Genomic DNA, 16,606 nt, shown 5'->3' with positions numbered 1-16,606 from the left:
AATATTATCAAATCATATGGATTTTTTCAATCTCTTTCCCACTATGTAAGCCTGTCCAAGGGAGATGCAGGCATCATTGCTTGGAACATTTATGTGATAAATGGGCTCTATGCCTGTTTTTTTCAGAGCTTTTATGGTTTCCCTTATTAAATAGGCATTCTGAAAGACCCCTCCACTTAAGCCAGCTCTGTCAAAGCCTATCTCTTTTCTGAAATATTGTGTAAGTTCAATGATTATTTTGATTATTGTGTTGTGAAACTTCCACGAGATTTCTGAAACTGGTCTTCCTACAAAAAAGTCATCAATGAGCTGTTTTATCATGTAAGTGTAATCAATAACTAAAGCCTCAGTTTCTTTTTCAGATATATCAAAGCTGTAGCAGGCTTTTTGAGAATACTCCATACCTTGCTCAATTAAGCTTTCAAGGGCTATTGCTGCCTCTGCTTCAAATGTGTTGTAATGGCAAACTCCAATCAGGGAGGAAACTCCGTCAAAAAGCCTTCCCATTCCAGAGGAAGAAGGGCTAAACTGAGGTAGTTTCTTAAGTTTCAGTATCTGCCTGATTTTGTTTTCTTCCATGGCAGTTGCCAAAGGAAGCTTTTTAATTAAATCCATATCTTCTCCAAAGGCATCATCAATCAGACAAAGAGCTATTCTTGAACACTCCTTTATAGCATTCTCCCCTCCGGGCAAAATGATTGGCTTTAGATGGGCAAGTCTTTTGAAGTCATTCACAGTGCAGTATAAGAACTCACTTCCCCAGATGCTGCCATCTGTGCCATAGCCTGTTCCATCAAAGGCGATTCCAAAAAGTTCATTCAATCCGTATTCTGCCATGAGGGATGCTATATGACAGTAATGATGCTGAAGAGCAAAGGCTGGAACTCCCTTTTTTTCTGCATATTCCTTCGCCCATTGAGTTGAAAAATACATGGGATGAAGGTCATGCCCTACAGCTAAAGGCTCTATGCGATATACTGATTTTAGATTGTTTAAAACCTCTTCATAAAACTCAAGAGTTTCAAGATTTTCCATGTCTCCTATGTGCTGGCTCATTATCGCATAGTTTGACTTTATAAGCGTAAAAGTATTCTTCAGGTCAGCACCTGCACCAAGCACCTCTGGCAGTTCTTCCTTCAGTGATACTGCCTTAGGAACAAATCCCCTTGCTCTTCTTATAAAGTAGATGTTGCCTTCAAGCTCTCTTACGACTGAGTCATCAACGCGCATAAAGATTTCTCTGTTGTGCAGTAAAAAAGCATCTGCCACACTGTCAAGCTTTTCCAATGCCTCTTCGTTTTTTGTTATGATTGGTTCTTCAGAGATGTTTCCGCTTGTCATTACAAGGGCTTCAAAGTGAGGCTGAGGGCTTAAGGCTAAAGGCTGAAGGAGAGAGGGTGACGAGGAATCTTTCTCTGGATAGTAAAACAACAGATAATGAAGTGGAGTATAGGGAAGCATAAATCCAAGGCATGAATTTTTTGGAGCAAGGGCTTCGGGAAGCTCACACTCAGGTTTTTTCCTTAAGACAACAATGGGTCGCATGGGTGATGTCAAAATTCTTTTTTCAGCTTCTGAAAGAAAGCAAAACTTTTCCACTGACTCAACATGAGGACTCATTAAAGCAAAGGGCTTGTTGCTTCTTTTTTTTCTCCTTCGTAATTCCTCTATAGCTTTTTCATTCTTAGCATCACAGCACAGATGAAAGCCTCCAAGCCCTCTTATTGCAAGGATTTTACCCTGTTTTATAAGCTTTATAGCCTCTAAAACAGGATTTTCAAGCTCCTTTAGTCCTGTATCAGTCTTTAAAAAAAGCCTGATCTCAGGACCACACACTGGACATGCATTAGGCTGAGCGTGAAATCTTCTATTGGATGGATCTTTGTATTCTTTAAGACAATCAGGGCACATCTTAAAAACAGACATTGTTGTATTTGGTCTGTCATAGGGAACTTTTAGTGTAATCGTATAACGGGGACCACAGTTTGTGCAGTTAATGAAGGGATAAAGATATCTTCTGTCAGAAGGGCTAAAGAGCTCTCTCAGACAGTCATCACATATGGATACATCCTCTGATATATGAGTAAATCCTGCATCATCTATGCTTTCAATTATCTCAAAGCTTTGATAGTTATTAGGCGGAAGCTCTTCAGTATCAATTGAGTAAATCTTTGCAAGAGGAGGAGGCTCGTTCTGTAACCTGTTGAGGAACTCATTAACCTTTTCACCTTCTATCTCAATTGTTACTCCCTTTGATGTATTTGTAACATATCCGTTTAAATTAAGGCTTTTTGCAAGATTATAGACAAAGGGTCTGAATCCTACTCCCTGAACAACTCCTTTGACTCTTATGTGGAGGCGCTTCATGTATTAGAATAACATTAATTCTCTTACTGGAGAAAAGCTTTTTCTGTGAATGGGACAGGGTCCGAATTTTTTTAAAGCTTTGAGATGTTCCTTTGTGGCATATCCTTTGTGTCTGTCAAAACCATACTGACAGTATTTTTTATGATATTCTTTCATTATTCTGTCTCTTGTTACTTTGGCTACAATGCTTGCAGAGGCAATTGAGGCACTCTTCTTGTCTCCCTTTATGATTGCTTTCTGCGGGATTTTTAAATCTGGCAGAGAAACAGCATCTATCAGTAAGAGTTCTACTTTTCTGCCGAGATTTTTATAAGCAAGGGTCATTGCAAGACGGGTGGCTTCAACTATATTTAATCTATCAATAAGCTCTACATCAATAACTCCCACTCCCACAAAGGCATTGCTGATTATTTTCTCAAAAAGACTTTCTCTTTGCTCAGGGGTTAATTCTTTTGAATCCTTTATTCCTTCAATAAAAACATTATCTCTGAAACTCACACAGGCTGCAACCACAGGACCTGCGAGGCATCCTCTTCCAGCTTCGTCTATACCTGCAATGCTGCTATATCCCTGAGCAAGAACTGCCTCATCAAAGGCAAAGAGGTTCATGCCTTTTGATAGTCTGTCTTTTCTTTAACCTTTGCCTCTTTACCTTTCTTTGTTCTCAGGTAATAAAGTTTAGCCCTTCTAACGTCACCTTTTCTTACAATCTCAATTTTGTCAATTATTGGGCTATGAAGTGGAAACACACGCTCAACGCCAACTCCAAAGGAGATTTTTCTTACTGTAAAGCTCTCTCTTAATCCTCCGCCTCTACGGGCAATAACAACGCCTTCAAAAACCTGAATTCTTTCTTTGTCTCCCTCTTTTACCTTTACATGAACCTTCACAGTATCTCCTGGTTTAAAATCAGGGATATCGGTCTTCTTAAATCTCTCCTCTATGGCTCTAATTATTAACTGATTCATGGACTCCCTCCAGAATTTTTTTATTTATTTCAGAGCAAAGCTCTTTGAGAATTCTCATGTCCTCTGGGGATAAGTTTTTCAATAAATCAGGTCTGTTTTTAAGTGTGTTTTTCAAAGCTTGCCTTTTTCTCCACAGGGCTATTTTTTTATGGTCACCACTTAATAAAACCTCAGGAACTTTCATTCCTTTAAAATCCTCTGGTCTTGTGTAATGGGGATAGTCTAAAAATCCTTTCATAAAAGAATCCTCCACTGCTGAAAGCTCATCGCCCAGTGCACCTGGTATAAGTCTTACAACACTATCTATTATAACCAATGCTGCCAGTTCTCCACCACTTAAAACATAATCTCCAATAGAGACTTCCTCATCCACAAAAGCTTTAACCCTTTCATCAATACCTTCATATCTGCCGCATATTAAGACCATTGCCTTACTTTCCTCCATAAACTTCTGTGCAAGCTTCTGCGTAAATTTTCTTCCCTGAGGAGAAAGCAGTACCAGCTTTCTTGGCTTTTCATCAGCCTTTAAATGCATTATTGCATTGTAAAATGGCTCAATCTGCATAACCATTCCTGCCCCACCACCATAGGGATAGTCATCCACTTTTTTATGCTTATCAGATGTAAAGTCTCGTAAATTATATACCTTTACCTCTACAATCCCTTTATTCAGTGCCTTTCCTAAAACTCCATGCTTTATGTAACATTCAATTATTTCAGGAAATATGGTTAAAACTTCAAATTTCATAAACTTTAATTCAAACTCAAAAGAAAAGGGCGTGAAGTTCACGCCCTTTATTTAACTCTTTTTAATGGACTATTCTAAAATTTCAAGGACGCATCTTTTGCCAACTTTTGTTCCAGCAGCACCAAGGATGGTCCTCATAGCCCTTGCGGTTTTACCCTGCTTTCCGATAACCTTTCCAAGATCACTTGGAGCAACTCTGAGCTCATAAACAGTGGTTTTCTCACCCTCAATCTCAGTAACCTTAACCTCCTCTGGTTTGTCCACCAATGACTTTGCCATTGTCTCAATGAGTGTCTTCATGCTCATGTTCTAACCTCCGTCAAAAGAGTAGTAAAATACCCCACTGGGTATGTTAAGCAGAAACCCTTTCAATTAACTTTTTAACAGTATCCGAAGGCTGTGCGCCCTTCTGTAGCCAGTATTTGACCCTGTCCATATTAAGATTGATTTCTGCAGGGTCTGTCTTAGGATTATAGGTACCTAAAATTTCAATAAAAGGTCCATTCCTTCTTGCTCTTGCATCAGCTACAACCACTCTGTAAAATGGTTTTTTCTTTGCTCCCAACCTCATAAGTCTTATTCTAACCAATTGCATACCTCCGAGTAATTAATTTATAACTATAAATATATTACATTATCGCCATTAAATTCAACTATGTTTTAAAATTCAAAATTTCCAATAGGATTTAAGCTATATTGAGCGACTTCGGAGAATTTGATATGTTTCCAAAGTCTCGTAGGTATTAAAGAGCTAAAACATCATCCCAGCTTAAAAGAGTCACTCCTTTTTCCTGAAGAATTGATATTGTTTTATCAAGATTTTCAGTCCTCAGAACAACAACAGCCTTCTGTCCTGATTTTTCCACAAAGGCGTAAATATATTCAATATTTATGTTTGAATCGTAAAGATGTTTCAGAGCCTCTGCCAGTCCTCCTGGTTTGTCCTTAACTGCCATAGCTATTACATTGGTAAGTTTTACTGTAAATTCATTTTTTTCAAGAATTTCTTTAGCCTTTTCAGGATCTGTAACAATCATTCTTAAAATACCAAACTCAGAAGTATCAGCAATTGAAAGTGCTCTGATGTTTATTTCTTGCTCTGCCAGTGCTTTCAGAGCTTCATAAAGTCTTCCTCTTTTATTTTCCAGAAAAACCGAGATCTGCTTTATTTTCATTTTTTCCTCCTAATCTATTAATGTTCTTTTATCAACAACTCTTTTTGCTTTTCCTTCGCTTCTTGGCAGACTCTTTGGCTCTACGAGCGTAACTTTTACTCTTATTCCTATTGTTTCTTCAATTCTTTTTTCAAGCTTTTTCCTGAGATTCTCAATGTGTTTTACTTCATCAGAAAAAGTTTCCTTTGACATTTCAACCATTACTTCTATCTCGTCAAGATGCTGAGGTCTTGTAACAACAATCTGATAATGAGGTTCAATTCCCTGAACTTCCAGAATAGCTCTCTCAATCTGATATGGGAATATCATAACTCCTCTTACTTTTATCATGTCATCAGTTCTTCCACGAATTCTTTCAATTTTTGCAAAGGTTCTTCCACAGGCGCATTTTTCTCTGATGATTGAAGTTATATCCCTTGTTCTAAATCTTAACATGGGCATTCCTTCCCGTGTAAGGGTTGTAAGAACAAGTTCTCCTCTTTTTCCATCGGGCAAATTATCACCTGTGTCAGGATCAATTATTTCCACATAAAAATGGTCTTCAAAAACATGCAATCCTTTTTTCTCAATACATTCATGGGCAACGCCTGGTCCGATTATTTCAGTTAATCCATAGATATTAAGCGCGTTTATGTTAAATCTCTTCTCAATCTCTTTTCTCATCTGCTCGGTCCACATTTCAGCACCAAAACATCCTGCCTTAAGCTTAAGAGTTTTTGGTTCAACTCCCATCTCCTGTGCTACTTCAGCCATATAAAGAGCATAAGATGGAGTACATGTAAGGATTGTTGAACCAAAATCTCTCATTATTTCAATCTGCCTTCTTGTATTTCCAGCACTTGCTGGCACAACCATTGCTCCAATTTTTTGAGCTCCATAGTGAACTCCAAATCCACCAGTAAAAAGTCCATATCCATAACAGTTTTGAACAATATCTTCTTTTGTGGCTCCAGCCATTGTAAGGCATCTTGCCATTACTTCAGCCCATACTTCAATGTCATTGCGCGTATATCCTGCCACAACAGGTTTCCCGGTTGTCCCACTTGACATGTGAATCTCAACGATTTCACTCAATGAAGCAGCAAACATTCCAAAGGGATAAACCTCTCTTAAGTCTGCCTTGGATGTAAATGGAATGTTTTTAATGTCATCAAGGGTTTTTATGTCTTCTGGTTTAAGTCCCACTTCATCAAACTTTTTTCTGTAGTAAGGAACTTTTTCATATGCTCTTTTAACTGTTTGTTTTAACCGCTCAAGCTGTAATGCTCTGAGTTGTTCTTCTGCCATGCATTCCACTTCTTTATTCCACATCATAATATCACCTCATTCAATTGGTTTTAAAAAAATAAGATTTTCACCTTTAAGAGCTTCCATAGCCTTTTGAGTGTCTTCAACTTCAACAATTAAGTAGGCTTTTTTTCTTGTTTCAGCAACATAAACAGCAGCACTTTCAATATTTATGCCCTTTGAAGATAAAATTTTAACAACTTCGTAAAGTCCACCAGGTTGATCCTTCATCTCAATTCCAATCGTTTCATTGAGTGATACCGTAAATCCTTTTTCTTTCAACAGTTGGAATGCTTCCTTACATCTGTCAACCATAAACTTTATTATTCCAAATCCATTGGTGCTTGTAATGGAAAAAGCAAGAATATTTATGTTTGCTTCTGCAAGGACTTTTGTAATTCTTTCAAGTCTTCCAGGTTTGTTCTCAGCAAATACTGAGATTATATAAACTTTATCCATATAAGCCTCCTAAATTGTTCTTTTATCAATAACTCTTTTTGCTTTTCCTTCACTTACAGGTAGTGTTCCTGGCTCAAGAAGTTCTACTTTTGGCTTTACCAGTGTGGCAGACCTGATTTTCTCTATGATTTCCTCTTTTAATTTAATTAGTTTTTCAATTTTTCCGTCAAAAAGCTCTCTGTCAATCTCAACCCTTACAACCATTTCATCATAAGACTCAAGTACGATTTGATAATTCTGGGCAACACCCTTTATTCCCATAAGCACCTGCTCAATCTGCTGAGGAAAGATATTTACTCCTTTAACTATGAACATGTCATCGGATCTGCCAAGAATTCTTGAAATTCTTCTGTGAGTTCTCCCACATCTGCATGGTTCTGAAATAATTCTTGTTAAATCCCTTGTTCTGTATCTTATAAGAGGCATTGCTTCCCTGTTAAGGGTTGTTAAAACGAGCTCACCAATCTCACCATCAGGTAAAGGTTCACCTGTTTCAGGATTGATGATCTCCATAAGAAAATTGTCTTCCCATATGTGAAGTCCGTCTTTGTATGGACATTCAAACCCAACTCCAGGTCCATTCATCTCTGTAAGTCCATAACAGTTATAAATATCTATGCCAAGCATATTTTCAATTTTTCTTCTTGTTTCTTCAGAGTAAGGTTCTGCACCAAGATAGGCTCTTTTGAGTTTCAGTTCCTTTTTTGGATCAATTCCCTTATCATAAAGCACAGAGGCAACATAAAGAGCATAACTGGGAGTTATGTGAAGCATGGTTGTTCCAAAGTCTTTCATTAAATTAATCTGCCTTTCTGTATTTCCAGGTCCAGCAGGAATTACAAGAATTCCCACTTTTTCAGCTCCATAATGCATTACAAAAGCTCCAGTAAAAAGTCCATAGGTCATGCTGTTTTGTAAAATGTCTCCCTTTGTAGCACCTGTCATTACAAGACAGCGAGCAATAAGCTCTGCTGAGTTGTTTATGTCTTTTTTTGAAAAAAATATTGCCTTAGGTTTTCCGGTTGTTCCACTTGATGTATGAAGTCTTATCACCTTTTCAGGTGATACAGTGAGAAGTCCATAAGGATAGTCAACAAAAAGATCCTCTTTCGTTGTAAATGGAAAATATTTGATATCATCAAGAGATTTAAGTTTTGTTGGGGTGATTCCTGTATCCTGAAATTTTTTTCTGTAGTGAGGAACTTTTTGATAAACTCTTGTGAGAACCTTTTTTAATCTTGAAAACTGTAACTCCTCAAGTTTTTGCCTCGGTAATGTTTCTAATTCTTTGTTCCAGAATGGCATTTTCTTTTATTAACCTCCTGCCTTCATTGAATGCTTTTATGTTAAGCTCAACTGTTTTTGGTGGAACCGCTTTTGAAATCACGTCATACCATGTTTCTTCATTAAAAGACAAAAGGGCTGAAAGAATTCCCAAGATTACAGAGTTTTCTATTCTCGGGTTTTCCATTTGTTTTGCAATTTTTTCTGCTTCTACTGCGATAACGAGAAATCCTCTTTGCTGAAGCAGATTTTCTACATCCTGGGGATATTCTTTTTCTTCAGCCATTGCTGGAAGAATTTTTTTCTTATTTAAGATTACGATACCATCTTTTTTAAGAAATCTTAAATATCTTAGTGCTTCAAGTTCTTCTAATGCTATCATTATATGAGCATCACCTGAGGGAATCTGTGGACAGAAAACTTTATCTCCAAATCTTATATGACTTACGACACTTCCACCTCTTTGAGCCATTCCATGAATCTCACTTTCTTTCACATCATATCCACTCTGAAAAGCAACTTGGGCAATAATTCTGCTTGCAAGAACAATTCCCTGCCCGCCGGTTCCAGATAAAATTATGTTGGTTACAGACATGGAAAAAATTCTAACATATGATAAAAATAGTTTGCAACAGTATGCCTGAATTTTTTAAATCATACCGCAAGGTCAGCAAAGAATAACTGAGTTATGGTATCATAAATTACATGAAGATTAAAGAAAAACGAAAGATTTTAACCATTTTTATTTACCTATTAATTTTTAGCCTCTTTTTACAGAGCTGTGGATACAGTATTTACACAAAAGCTGATTTACCTTTTCAGGAAATTTACTTTAGAAATGTTGAAAATTCTACTCTTGAACCAGGACTTCAGGATAAAATGAGAAAAATTGCCTATCAAACACTTATTAACAATGGCTTTACCCTTACTTCATCTGCCAGTAGAGTGCTTGACATTCATATAAAAAATTATCGCCTTGTTACTCTTTCAGAAATTGGACTTAATACTGTGGAGTATCAGATCGTTATGGAAGTTAAAGCAGTTCTTTATGATGAAAAAGGTAATAAAATAAAAGAATTCACACCATCTTCCCCTTTTACAACATTTTTCAGAACCACAAGAGACTTACCAAGTGTTCTTGCCGACAGAGACCTTGCTATTGATTCACTAATGAGGGACATATGCGATGACATGGTAAGAAAACTTATTTTTGACAAAGAAGAAAAACAGCAAGAATGAGAGATTCCTTACTTGAAATACAGAAATTTGAACAGGAAATTAAAAAAGGACTTCTGAAATACCTTTATTTTTGCTATGCTCAGGAACAGTTTTTTCTTTTTGAAGCAGGAAGACTTATTCGTAGAAGCTTTGATCCGATTTCCATTGAAATATATGATTCACCAGAAGAAGTTGATACAAACTCATTTGAGTCTGTTTCTTTATTCACTCCAAAAAGAATACTGCTTGTATATAATTTTGAAAAATTAAAAAAAACTGAAAAAAAAATAGAATGGTTGAAAAAGATTAAAGCCAGGAGTAATACATATGTTAATCTCATCATTCTGTGCAATGCTTCATACAAGGATATTTCTGAGGAGATCAACTTTATAAAAAAAGCTGCTGATGGTAGTAGTGACAAAGAGAGATTTAGTGCTACTGTTTATAATTTTGATATTCATGAAAGACAGCTTCATGCATGGATAACTTATAAGGCATCACAGTTTGGTATATCTCTCAAACCAGATGCTGTTTGTTATTTAATTGATATTACCGGTGGGCAGCCTGGTTTGATTTCTTCTGAGATTGAAAAAATATCACTTCTTACAGAGAAGTCTCATATAGGAGTTTTTGACATCAAGGACATTCTCACAGAGCTTGGTGAGTTTACAGCCTTTGACCTCGTTGATGCTATAAAGAAAAAGGATAGACAAAGGGCATTCAAACTTCTCGATAAGCTTCAAAACATTGAACCAGACATGATTCTTGGAGCATTGAACTGGTATTATAACAATAAAACCGATACAGATGAAAAAGTCTACTACCTGCTTTATAGAGCAAATCTTTCATTAAGACAGGCTCGTAGCTTAAGCCTTGATATGCTTGTCTATGAGTTGATGAAAGAGTGAAGTTTGAGCTTTCTATGTATGTTTTTTTAACAAGGCAGCTCAAAAATGACAGAAATTTCTGATTCTTTCAGCCCACCACAATGCTTTATCAATTATCTCATCTTCGTCAACAAATTGATGCCTGCCATTGAGTATCACAGGAATGCCATTGACAAAGACATCTTCAATGTCAGACGCTTTTGCAGAATAGATTATTGTGGAGTATATATCGTAAACAGGCTGTAAATGTGGCTTTCTTAGATTCATTAAAATCATGTCAGCTTTTTTACCTATTTCTATACTTCCTGTTTCACTATCAATTCCAAGGGCTTCTGCTGCCCATACTGTAAGCATTTTCATGCAGGTTTTTACATCAAGCACTGTTGGGTCTGCTGTAACTCCTTTCTGAACCTTTGCTGCAATTGAAATCTCTTCAAGAAGGTCAAGGTTGTTGTTGCTTGCTGCACCATCTGTTCCCATGCTTACTTTTACACCTTTTTTGATCATTCTTGCCACAGGTGCAACTCCGCTTGAAAGCTTAAGATTGCTTTCAATGCAGTGGGATACTCCAATGCCTCTTTCAGCCATAATCTCAATTTCTTCATCATCAAGCCATACTGAATGAGCAGCAGTTATTTTACCCTCAAGAAATCCTATATCATCAAGATATTTAACAGGTCTTTTACCATGCTTTTTAATGCATTCCTCAACTTCATTAAAGGTTTCACTGAGATGGATATGAATGGGAACACTGTTTTTCAATGCAAGCTCTTTTGATTTAAGAAGTGTTTCCTTGCTACATGTATAAATGGCATGAGGTGCTACAGCAGGAATAATGAGTTCGTCACTTCTATATTTTTCAATGAATTCTTCAGCTTTTTTAAGATAGTCATCAGCTCCATTTCCTGATGCAGTGGGAAAATCAAGAACTCCCTGACCGATAACTGCCCTTATTCCGAGCTTTTTTACTGCTTCTGCAATTGATTCAGTGAAAAAATACATGTCATTAAATGTTGTTGTTCCGCTTTTAAGCATCTCCAATGAGGCAAGCAGTGTTCCATCATAAACAAACTCAGGGCTAAGAAACTTTGTCTCTCTGGGCCATATATGCTCAGTAAGCCACTTTTTGAGAGGTAGATCATCGGCAATGCCTCTGAATAGAACCATTGCAGCGTGTGTATGGGTGTTTATAAATCCTGGCATCAGGGCTGAATGAGAGTTGCCATATACAGGAATTGAAGGGTCCTTGTATTTTTTTAAGATTTCTGTAAACTCTGCAATATCCTTAATTCTTCCGTCTTCAACAACAACTGCACCATTTTCAACTACTTCATCTTTTTTATTCATTGTGATCAGATACTGTGCACGAACTATAAAAATCTGCTTCATGACTCCTCCTAAATCCTTATCAATACAGCCATTGCTGTAAATACGAATACTGTTACACTTATATAGCCATTCATATTAAAGAAAGCAATGTCAAGCTTTGAAAGGTCATGGGGTTTTACAAGCCTGTGTTCATGTATGAATAAATAGGCAACTACTGCCATTCCAAGCCAGTAAAATATATTTAGCTTGAATACTAAACCTGTTAAAACAAGAAAGCTCCATGCAATAAAATGAAAAAGCCTTGCAAGCTGTATTGCCTTTTTTACTCCAAAGGCTTTGGGAATGGAATAGATGCCGTATTTTTTATCAAAATCCACATCCCACAGAGCATAAAGGGTATCAAAGCCAGCAAGCCAGAATACAACTGTCAAAACCATAGGGATTATCTCCCAGTTAAAACTTCCCCGCACAGCAATCCATGCGCCAAGTGGTGCAAGGGCAAGTGCTAATCCAAGCACAAAATGGCATGCCCATGTGAATCTCTTTGTGTATGAATATATGAACAGTATAAAAATAGCCAAAGGAGAAAGTTTAAAACAAAGGGGATTTAGCATCCATGCTGAATAAACAAATATTATGAGGCAGAGCACAGTGAATAAAACTGCCTCCCATAGCTTTATCTTTCCTGTGGGAATCTCTCTCTGAGCAGTTCTTGGATTAAGGGCGTCTATTTTTCTGTCAATTATTCTGTTAAATCCAAAAGCACCGGCTCTTGCAGTAACCATTGCAACAGTAATCCAGAGTAACTTTTCAAGCTGTGGAATCCCTCCTGCTGAAAGCAATGCTCCTGCAAAAGCAAAGGGAAGGGCAAAAACACTGTGTTCAATTTTAATCATTCTGAGATAAAGAACAGCTTTGTTCAATATGGACATAGTAGAATATTATAACATTAATTTTACCAGCTCAGGTGAGAATTCATTTATGGAGAGGGATGGTGGGAATTGAACCCACTGGAGTAAATCGTCCTCCATCACTGGTTTTGCAGACCAGGAGGGACACCAGTCCCACATCCCTCCTGATAAATTTAAAATAAGTATTTCCGAAAAGTAAAATAGATTTTTCCTATTAAAGCCACATTAACCTATCAAAGTCTGGTGGGGGAACATGAATGTTTATAAAGCCAAAAACTGGAGCACGATCAATTAAATAGCAATTTTTAAAAATCTCCACAAAAAGTGAGATTTCTTCATCTTTTATTTCTATGACATTAAAGGGTATTTCTATTTCAAATATTTCATCAAAAGCAACAGTTTCTATCTCATCCTTTTTTAACCATCTTTCATTTTCCTGAATAAATACCTGAGCTAATTTATTTTTCGTGTTATCAAAAACTATCTTTACTCTTGAAGGCTCAATAATCTGTATTTGTATTTTTAAGTCTTCATAGTCTTTTACTGGCATCTGAGGATCAAGTCTGATAAAAAGACTCTGCCTGTTAAATCCATAATAAAGATAGGAAAACAGGCTTTCTGATTTATGCATGCTTCCACCCATTCTCTGAAGATTGAATCTTCCTGCCTCAAGCCATTCAAAATATCCTGTTACTTTTCCGTCAATTTTCGGATAAATAAAACCTTTTGGCTCAATTTCTGATTTAATCTCTCTCATCTTTTTACTGATAGGAACATAAAGAAATGCAGGAGGCTCTTTCCCGATCTTTAAATACACGCTCATTAAATGATGTCTATAAATCTCATCAAAAGCATCCTTTGTTTCTGTATAGTGTTCATCACCATACCACCAGTTCCAATCACTTCCTTCTGAAATAAATATCTCCTCCCAGCATTCTGATAAATCTTTATCTGGATTTTCTTTGCTGTATAAAAGCAACTCCTGTCTGACTTTATAAAGATAATCCCATGAGAGATTGTCTTCTTCATGCCCGATCCATATTGAAAAGTTTGCTCCAATCCATGATCCAGGGAAAATCTTTTTTAAAGGTATTGCCCGAGGATTTTCCTGTAGATACTCAGAAAAAGTTACAGTTTTTATATCCTTAATTTTTTGTAAAGTTTCATACAGCTTTTCAAGAAATTCTATGCCATCATTTTTATAATACTCCCATGCATTTTCTCCATCAAGGATTACAGAAACTATGCCAGAATCTGTTGAATCAATAATCCTTTTTAAAAAATCATCTACTGCTTTTTGAGGTTGCCAGTTTGAATAGACAAATCCTATCAAATCTGAAAGAATTCTATCTCTAAAAAAAATCTTTACCCCTTCAAACTCATAGGTCTGATATAAAATTGAAGGATTAATCAACTTCTCACCGTTTCTTAAATTTTCATTTATTGATTTACTTAAAATTTCTTCATCTGTTGCTATCCATTTAATTCCTGCCTTTGCAGTCAATCCTATGACTTCTTCACTTACAGAGCCTTCAGATGGCCACATTCCTTGAGGTTTAAAACCAAAGATTTCTTCAAAAAAGTTAACTGCTTTATTTATTTGAGCTTCTGCATCTTCTGGTGCTTTAAAGTTAAATTGAGGTAGTTGCACACCTGGCATGCATTCCTTTGCTTTATAATTGTCGCAAATAAGAGGAAGAATGGGATGGTAAAAGGGCGAAACAGTGAGTTCAATCTGTCCTGAGGAAGCCATTTCTTTATAGGCAGGAATGATTTGTCTTATAATTTCAAGGTGTTTTTCAAGAAGCAGTCTCTTTTCTTCTTCTGTGAAATTCTCTCCTTTGCGGTCCAGTTCCTTTAAAAAAGGGTCTCTTTGCCTGTGTAACGGATCTATCCATACAAGATTAAAGAGAACCTGAAGATCTCTTAGTTCCTGCGCGTTAAATTTTTTTGAGAGTTTTAAAGGATCTCCATATATTTTACCTCTTTTTTCAAGTAATTCTTTGTATCTTGGAAAAGCTTCAACCATGGTTTTCCAGTTTGCAAGGAAAAAGTTTTCAAGAATAAAAGCTCTCTGTTCTTCATTGAGCTCTTCTGCAGGAACAAGGGAGTATTCAAAAAAAATATCAGTTGTGCCTGCCTCATATTCCTTAAGTTGTTTTAAAAGAGAGGGGACGAGATTAAAGCTTACCCTGATCTCAGGAAATTTCTTCAAAATAAGAAGCATATCAAGATAGTCCTTTGTGGCATGAAGCCTTACCCATGGTAATATAAATTTATTTTTTAAGGGATCATAATAGTAAGGCTGATGCATATGCCAGAGAATTGCTAAATTAATGCTCATCTTTCTTCTTTTTGAAATTGAAAAATCATTTCTCCTGGTTTAACAACTCCAAATTTTTCTCTGGCGTATTTTTCCATGTAAGAAGGATCGTTTTTTAAGAGTTCTATCTCATTTTTTAGGGTGTTATTTTCCATTGAAATCTGGTCAATTTCTTTAATAAGCTTTTGTTCGTTTTTTTTCAACTCAAGGTACTTTAGATAGCCCATATCTCCAAATAAAAAACTATAAGCAAGAAACAGGATAATCAGAAACACCAGAAAGAAAAACACTCTTTCATTTCTTTTTTTTTCCTTTAATAGTTGCTCCTTGAGAGAATGCCTCTTCATTTAAAGACCCAGATTATAAAAAGCTGAAAGACCATTAAATTGAGCTACATCACCAAGTTCCTCCTCTATCTGTAAGAGTCTGTTGTATTTTACAATTCTTTCTCCCCTTGAAAGAGAGCCGGTTTTTATAAAACCTGTATTGCAGGCGACTGAAAGGTCTGCTATTGTCGTATCTTCTGTTTCACCAGAACGATGAGATATAACCGCAGTGTATTTACTGGTTTTTGTAAGTTCAATTGCTTCAAGAGTTTCAGAAACTGTGCCAATCTGATTAAGTTTAATCAGAATTGAGTTGGCAATTCCTCTTTTCATTGCTTCTCTAATAATTTTTGGGTTTGTAACAACAAGGTCATCTGCCACAAGTTGAATTCTATTTTTTAGTCTTTGACTTAGCATTTCCCATCCTTCCCAGTCAGCCTCACTCATTCCATCTTCTATTGAAATTACAGGATATTTATCAATCAAGGCTTCATAATAATCTATCATCTCTTTTGAACTCAGTTTTTTACCTTCCACTGTGTAAAAGCCTTCAGAGAAAAATTCTGATGCTGCTGCGTCCAGTGCAATGTATATATCTTTTCCAGGTTCATATCCTGCCTCTTTTATTGCTTCCATAATCAATCTAATTGCTTCTTCGTTACTGTTAAGCATTGGAGCAAATCCGCCTTCATCACCAACTGCTGTGCTCAATCCCTTATTTTTTAGTAACGACTTCAAAGTGTGGAAAACTTCAACACCAGCTCTCAGAGCTTGAGAAAACTTTGTAAAACCAGCAGGAACAATCATAAACTCCTGAATATCCAGATTGTTGTCTGCATGAACTCCTCCATTTATTATATTCATCATTGGAACTGGCAAAACCTTTGCGTTTGTTCCACCCAGATATCTGTAAAGGGATAATCCGAGTTCTTCTGCAGAAGCCTTACAAACAGCCATTGATACTGCTAAAATTGCATTAGCACCAAGTCTACTTTTATTTTCTGTTCCATCAAGCTCTATCAGAAACTTATCAATTCCTTCCTGATCAAGAGACTCCATACCAACAATGTTTGGTGCTATTTCATTTGTTATATTTTCAACGGCTTTTTGAACTCCCTTGCCATGATATCTTCTTTTATCACCATCTCTGAGCTCAAGAGCCTCTTTTGTTCCAGTAGATGCTCCGGAGGGAACTGTTGCTGTTGCTTTGACTCCACTGTCAAGGTAAACATCAACCTGAACTGTGGGATTACCTCTTGAATCAAGAACTTCTCTTGCAATTATGTCAATAATTTCTCCCATTATAAAGCCTCCTTTTCAGTAA

18 protein-coding genes and 1 tRNA gene are annotated in these 16,606 nt (G+C 36.5%); 2 read left to right on the top strand and 17 right to left on the bottom strand.

Annotation, left to right across the window (positions count from 1 at the left end; all coding sequences use genetic code 11):
- Positions 1 to 12 precede the first annotated feature (12 nt).
- From hypF to V4D30_RS03380, 11 genes are all read right to left on the bottom strand, one after another.
- Positions 13 to 2,367, bottom strand: coding sequence for a carbamoyltransferase HypF (gene hypF, locus V4D30_RS03430; RefSeq protein WP_353684849.1), 2,355 nt, complete (start codon positions 2,365 to 2,367; stop codon positions 13 to 15).
- Positions 2,368 to 2,370: 3 nt separating this feature from the next.
- Positions 2,371 to 2,976: a ribonuclease HII gene (locus tag V4D30_RS03425; RefSeq protein ID WP_353684848.1), complete on the bottom strand. Its 606-nt coding sequence runs from the start codon at positions 2,974 to 2,976 to the stop codon at positions 2,371 to 2,373.
- Positions 2,973 to 3,335, bottom strand: coding sequence for a 50S ribosomal protein L19 (rplS, locus tag V4D30_RS03420; RefSeq protein WP_353684847.1), 363 nt, complete (start codon positions 3,333 to 3,335; stop codon positions 2,973 to 2,975). The genes V4D30_RS03425 and rplS overlap by 4 nt, the downstream gene beginning before the upstream one ends.
- Positions 3,316 to 4,083 carry a tRNA (guanosine(37)-N1)-methyltransferase TrmD gene (gene trmD / locus V4D30_RS03415; RefSeq protein WP_353684846.1) on the bottom strand — a complete coding sequence of 256 codons (768 nt, stop codon included), beginning with the start codon at positions 4,081 to 4,083 and terminating at the stop codon, positions 3,316 to 3,318. The genes rplS and trmD overlap by 20 nt, the downstream gene beginning before the upstream one ends.
- 69 nt (positions 4,084 to 4,152) lie before the next feature.
- Positions 4,153 to 4,383, bottom strand: coding sequence for a KH domain-containing protein (locus tag V4D30_RS03410; RefSeq protein WP_028841925.1), 231 nt, complete (start codon positions 4,381 to 4,383; stop codon positions 4,153 to 4,155).
- Between the two features lie 52 nt (positions 4,384 to 4,435).
- Positions 4,436 to 4,678 (bottom strand): 30S ribosomal protein S16, encoded by a 243-nt coding sequence (gene rpsP, locus V4D30_RS03405; protein WP_353684845.1) that lies wholly within the window; start codon positions 4,676 to 4,678, stop codon positions 4,436 to 4,438.
- Between the two features lie 148 nt (positions 4,679 to 4,826).
- On the bottom strand, positions 4,827 to 5,258 hold the full coding sequence (locus V4D30_RS03400; RefSeq protein ID WP_353684844.1) for an ACT domain-containing protein: 432 nt from the start codon (positions 5,256 to 5,258) through the stop codon (positions 4,827 to 4,829).
- Between the two features lie 9 nt (positions 5,259 to 5,267).
- Positions 5,268 to 6,572 (bottom strand): phenylacetate--CoA ligase, encoded by a 1,305-nt coding sequence (locus V4D30_RS03395; protein ID WP_353684843.1) that lies wholly within the window; start codon positions 6,570 to 6,572, stop codon positions 5,268 to 5,270.
- A gap of 9 nt (positions 6,573 to 6,581) precedes the next feature.
- On the bottom strand, positions 6,582 to 7,004 hold the full coding sequence (locus V4D30_RS03390; RefSeq protein ID WP_353684842.1) for an ACT domain-containing protein: 423 nt from the start codon (positions 7,002 to 7,004) through the stop codon (positions 6,582 to 6,584).
- 9 nt (positions 7,005 to 7,013) lie between these two features.
- Entirely contained in the window at positions 7,014 to 8,309 is a 1,296-nt protein-coding gene (locus V4D30_RS03385) for a phenylacetate--CoA ligase (protein ID WP_353684841.1), read from the bottom strand.
- Complete coding sequence (locus tag V4D30_RS03380; RefSeq protein WP_353684840.1) at positions 8,260 to 8,883, bottom strand: indolepyruvate oxidoreductase subunit beta; 624 nt, start codon at positions 8,881 to 8,883, stop codon at positions 8,260 to 8,262. The genes V4D30_RS03385 and V4D30_RS03380 overlap by 50 nt, the downstream gene beginning before the upstream one ends.
- A 110-nt stretch (positions 8,884 to 8,993) precedes the next feature.
- Here V4D30_RS03380 and lptE point away from each other — a divergent pair, with 110 nt between their 5' ends.
- Together lptE and holA are read left to right on the top strand one after the other, a co-directional pair.
- Positions 8,994 to 9,527 carry an LPS assembly lipoprotein LptE gene (lptE, locus tag V4D30_RS03375; RefSeq protein WP_353684839.1) on the top strand — a complete coding sequence of 178 codons (534 nt, stop codon included), beginning with the start codon at positions 8,994 to 8,996 and terminating at the stop codon, positions 9,525 to 9,527.
- Positions 9,524 to 10,414: a DNA polymerase III subunit delta gene (gene holA, locus V4D30_RS03370; RefSeq protein ID WP_353684838.1), complete on the top strand. Its 891-nt coding sequence runs from the start codon at positions 9,524 to 9,526 to the stop codon at positions 10,412 to 10,414. The genes lptE and holA overlap by 4 nt, the downstream gene beginning before the upstream one ends.
- A 39-nt stretch (positions 10,415 to 10,453) precedes the next feature.
- Here the strand turns inward: holA and V4D30_RS03365 are convergent, their stop codons facing one another.
- The 6 genes from V4D30_RS03365 to eno all read right to left on the bottom strand — a co-directional run bounded on the left by V4D30_RS03365 (position 10,454) and on the right by eno (position 16,584).
- Positions 10,454 to 11,782, bottom strand: a complete 1,329-nt coding sequence (locus tag V4D30_RS03365; protein WP_353684837.1) for an amidohydrolase family protein — start codon at positions 11,780 to 11,782, stop codon at positions 10,454 to 10,456.
- Between the two features lie 8 nt (positions 11,783 to 11,790).
- Positions 11,791 to 12,654, bottom strand: a complete 864-nt coding sequence (locus V4D30_RS03360; protein WP_353684836.1) for a UbiA-like polyprenyltransferase — start codon at positions 12,652 to 12,654, stop codon at positions 11,791 to 11,793.
- Positions 12,655 to 12,704: 50 nt separating this feature from the next.
- Positions 12,705 to 12,797, bottom strand: a tRNA-OTHER gene (locus V4D30_RS03355).
- Positions 12,798 to 12,847: 50 nt separating this feature from the next.
- Entirely contained in the window at positions 12,848 to 14,977 is a 2,130-nt protein-coding gene (locus V4D30_RS03350) for a glycoside hydrolase family 57 protein (RefSeq protein WP_353684835.1), read from the bottom strand.
- Positions 14,974 to 15,303, bottom strand: coding sequence for a septum formation initiator family protein (locus tag V4D30_RS03345; protein WP_353684834.1), 330 nt, complete (start codon positions 15,301 to 15,303; stop codon positions 14,974 to 14,976). The genes V4D30_RS03350 and V4D30_RS03345 overlap by 4 nt, the downstream gene beginning before the upstream one ends.
- Entirely contained in the window at positions 15,304 to 16,584 is a 1,281-nt protein-coding gene (eno, locus tag V4D30_RS03340) for a phosphopyruvate hydratase (protein WP_353684833.1), read from the bottom strand. It lies immediately after the preceding gene.
- Between the last annotated feature and the right edge of the window lie 22 nt (positions 16,585 to 16,606).

Source organism: Thermodesulfovibrio sp. 3907-1M (assembly GCF_040450955.1).
Taxonomy (GTDB): Bacteria; Nitrospirota; Thermodesulfovibrionia; order Thermodesulfovibrionales; family Thermodesulfovibrionaceae; genus Thermodesulfovibrio; species Thermodesulfovibrio autotrophicus.
Note: the sequence above shows the minus strand (reverse complement) of the source record. Positions and strands in the feature narration are given on the sequence as shown.

Bases quoted from the DNA above. Each gene is read 5' to 3' on its own strand.
- hypF (WP_353684849.1), bottom strand. From the start codon at position 2,367: ATGAAGCGCCTCCACATAAGAGTCAAAGGAGTTGTTCAGGGAGTAGGA.
- V4D30_RS03425 (WP_353684848.1), bottom strand. From the start codon at position 2,976: ATGAACCTCTTTGCCTTTGATGAGGCAGTTCTTGCTCAGGGATATAGC.
- rplS (WP_353684847.1), bottom strand. From the start codon at position 3,335: ATGAATCAGTTAATAATTAGAGCCATAGAGGAGAGATTTAAGAAGACC.
- trmD (WP_353684846.1), bottom strand. From the start codon at position 4,083: ATGAAATTTGAAGTTTTAACCATATTTCCTGAAATAATTGAATGTTAC.
- V4D30_RS03410 (WP_028841925.1), bottom strand. From the start codon at position 4,383: ATGAAGACACTCATTGAGACAATGGCAAAGTCATTGGTGGACAAACCA.
- rpsP (WP_353684845.1), bottom strand. From the start codon at position 4,678: ATGCAATTGGTTAGAATAAGACTTATGAGGTTGGGAGCAAAGAAAAAA.
- V4D30_RS03400 (WP_353684844.1), bottom strand. From the start codon at position 5,258: ATGAAAATAAAGCAGATCTCGGTTTTTCTGGAAAATAAAAGAGGAAGA.
- V4D30_RS03395 (WP_353684843.1), bottom strand. From the start codon at position 6,572: ATGATGTGGAATAAAGAAGTGGAATGCATGGCAGAAGAACAACTCAGA.
- V4D30_RS03390 (WP_353684842.1), bottom strand. From the start codon at position 7,004: ATGGATAAAGTTTATATAATCTCAGTATTTGCTGAGAACAAACCTGGA.
- V4D30_RS03385 (WP_353684841.1), bottom strand. From the start codon at position 8,309: ATGCCATTCTGGAACAAAGAATTAGAAACATTACCGAGGCAAAAACTT.
- V4D30_RS03380 (WP_353684840.1), bottom strand. From the start codon at position 8,883: ATGTCTGTAACCAACATAATTTTATCTGGAACCGGCGGGCAGGGAATT.
- lptE (WP_353684839.1), top strand. From the start codon at position 8,994: ATGAAGATTAAAGAAAAACGAAAGATTTTAACCATTTTTATTTACCTA.
- holA (WP_353684838.1), top strand. From the start codon at position 9,524: ATGAGAGATTCCTTACTTGAAATACAGAAATTTGAACAGGAAATTAAA.
- V4D30_RS03365 (WP_353684837.1), bottom strand. From the start codon at position 11,782: ATGAAGCAGATTTTTATAGTTCGTGCACAGTATCTGATCACAATGAAT.
- V4D30_RS03360 (WP_353684836.1), bottom strand. From the start codon at position 12,654: ATGTCCATATTGAACAAAGCTGTTCTTTATCTCAGAATGATTAAAATT.
- V4D30_RS03350 (WP_353684835.1), bottom strand. From the start codon at position 14,977: ATGAGCATTAATTTAGCAATTCTCTGGCATATGCATCAGCCTTACTAT.
- V4D30_RS03345 (WP_353684834.1), bottom strand. From the start codon at position 15,303: ATGAAGAGGCATTCTCTCAAGGAGCAACTATTAAAGGAAAAAAAAAGA.
- eno (WP_353684833.1), bottom strand. From the start codon at position 16,584: ATGGGAGAAATTATTGACATAATTGCAAGAGAAGTTCTTGATTCAAGA.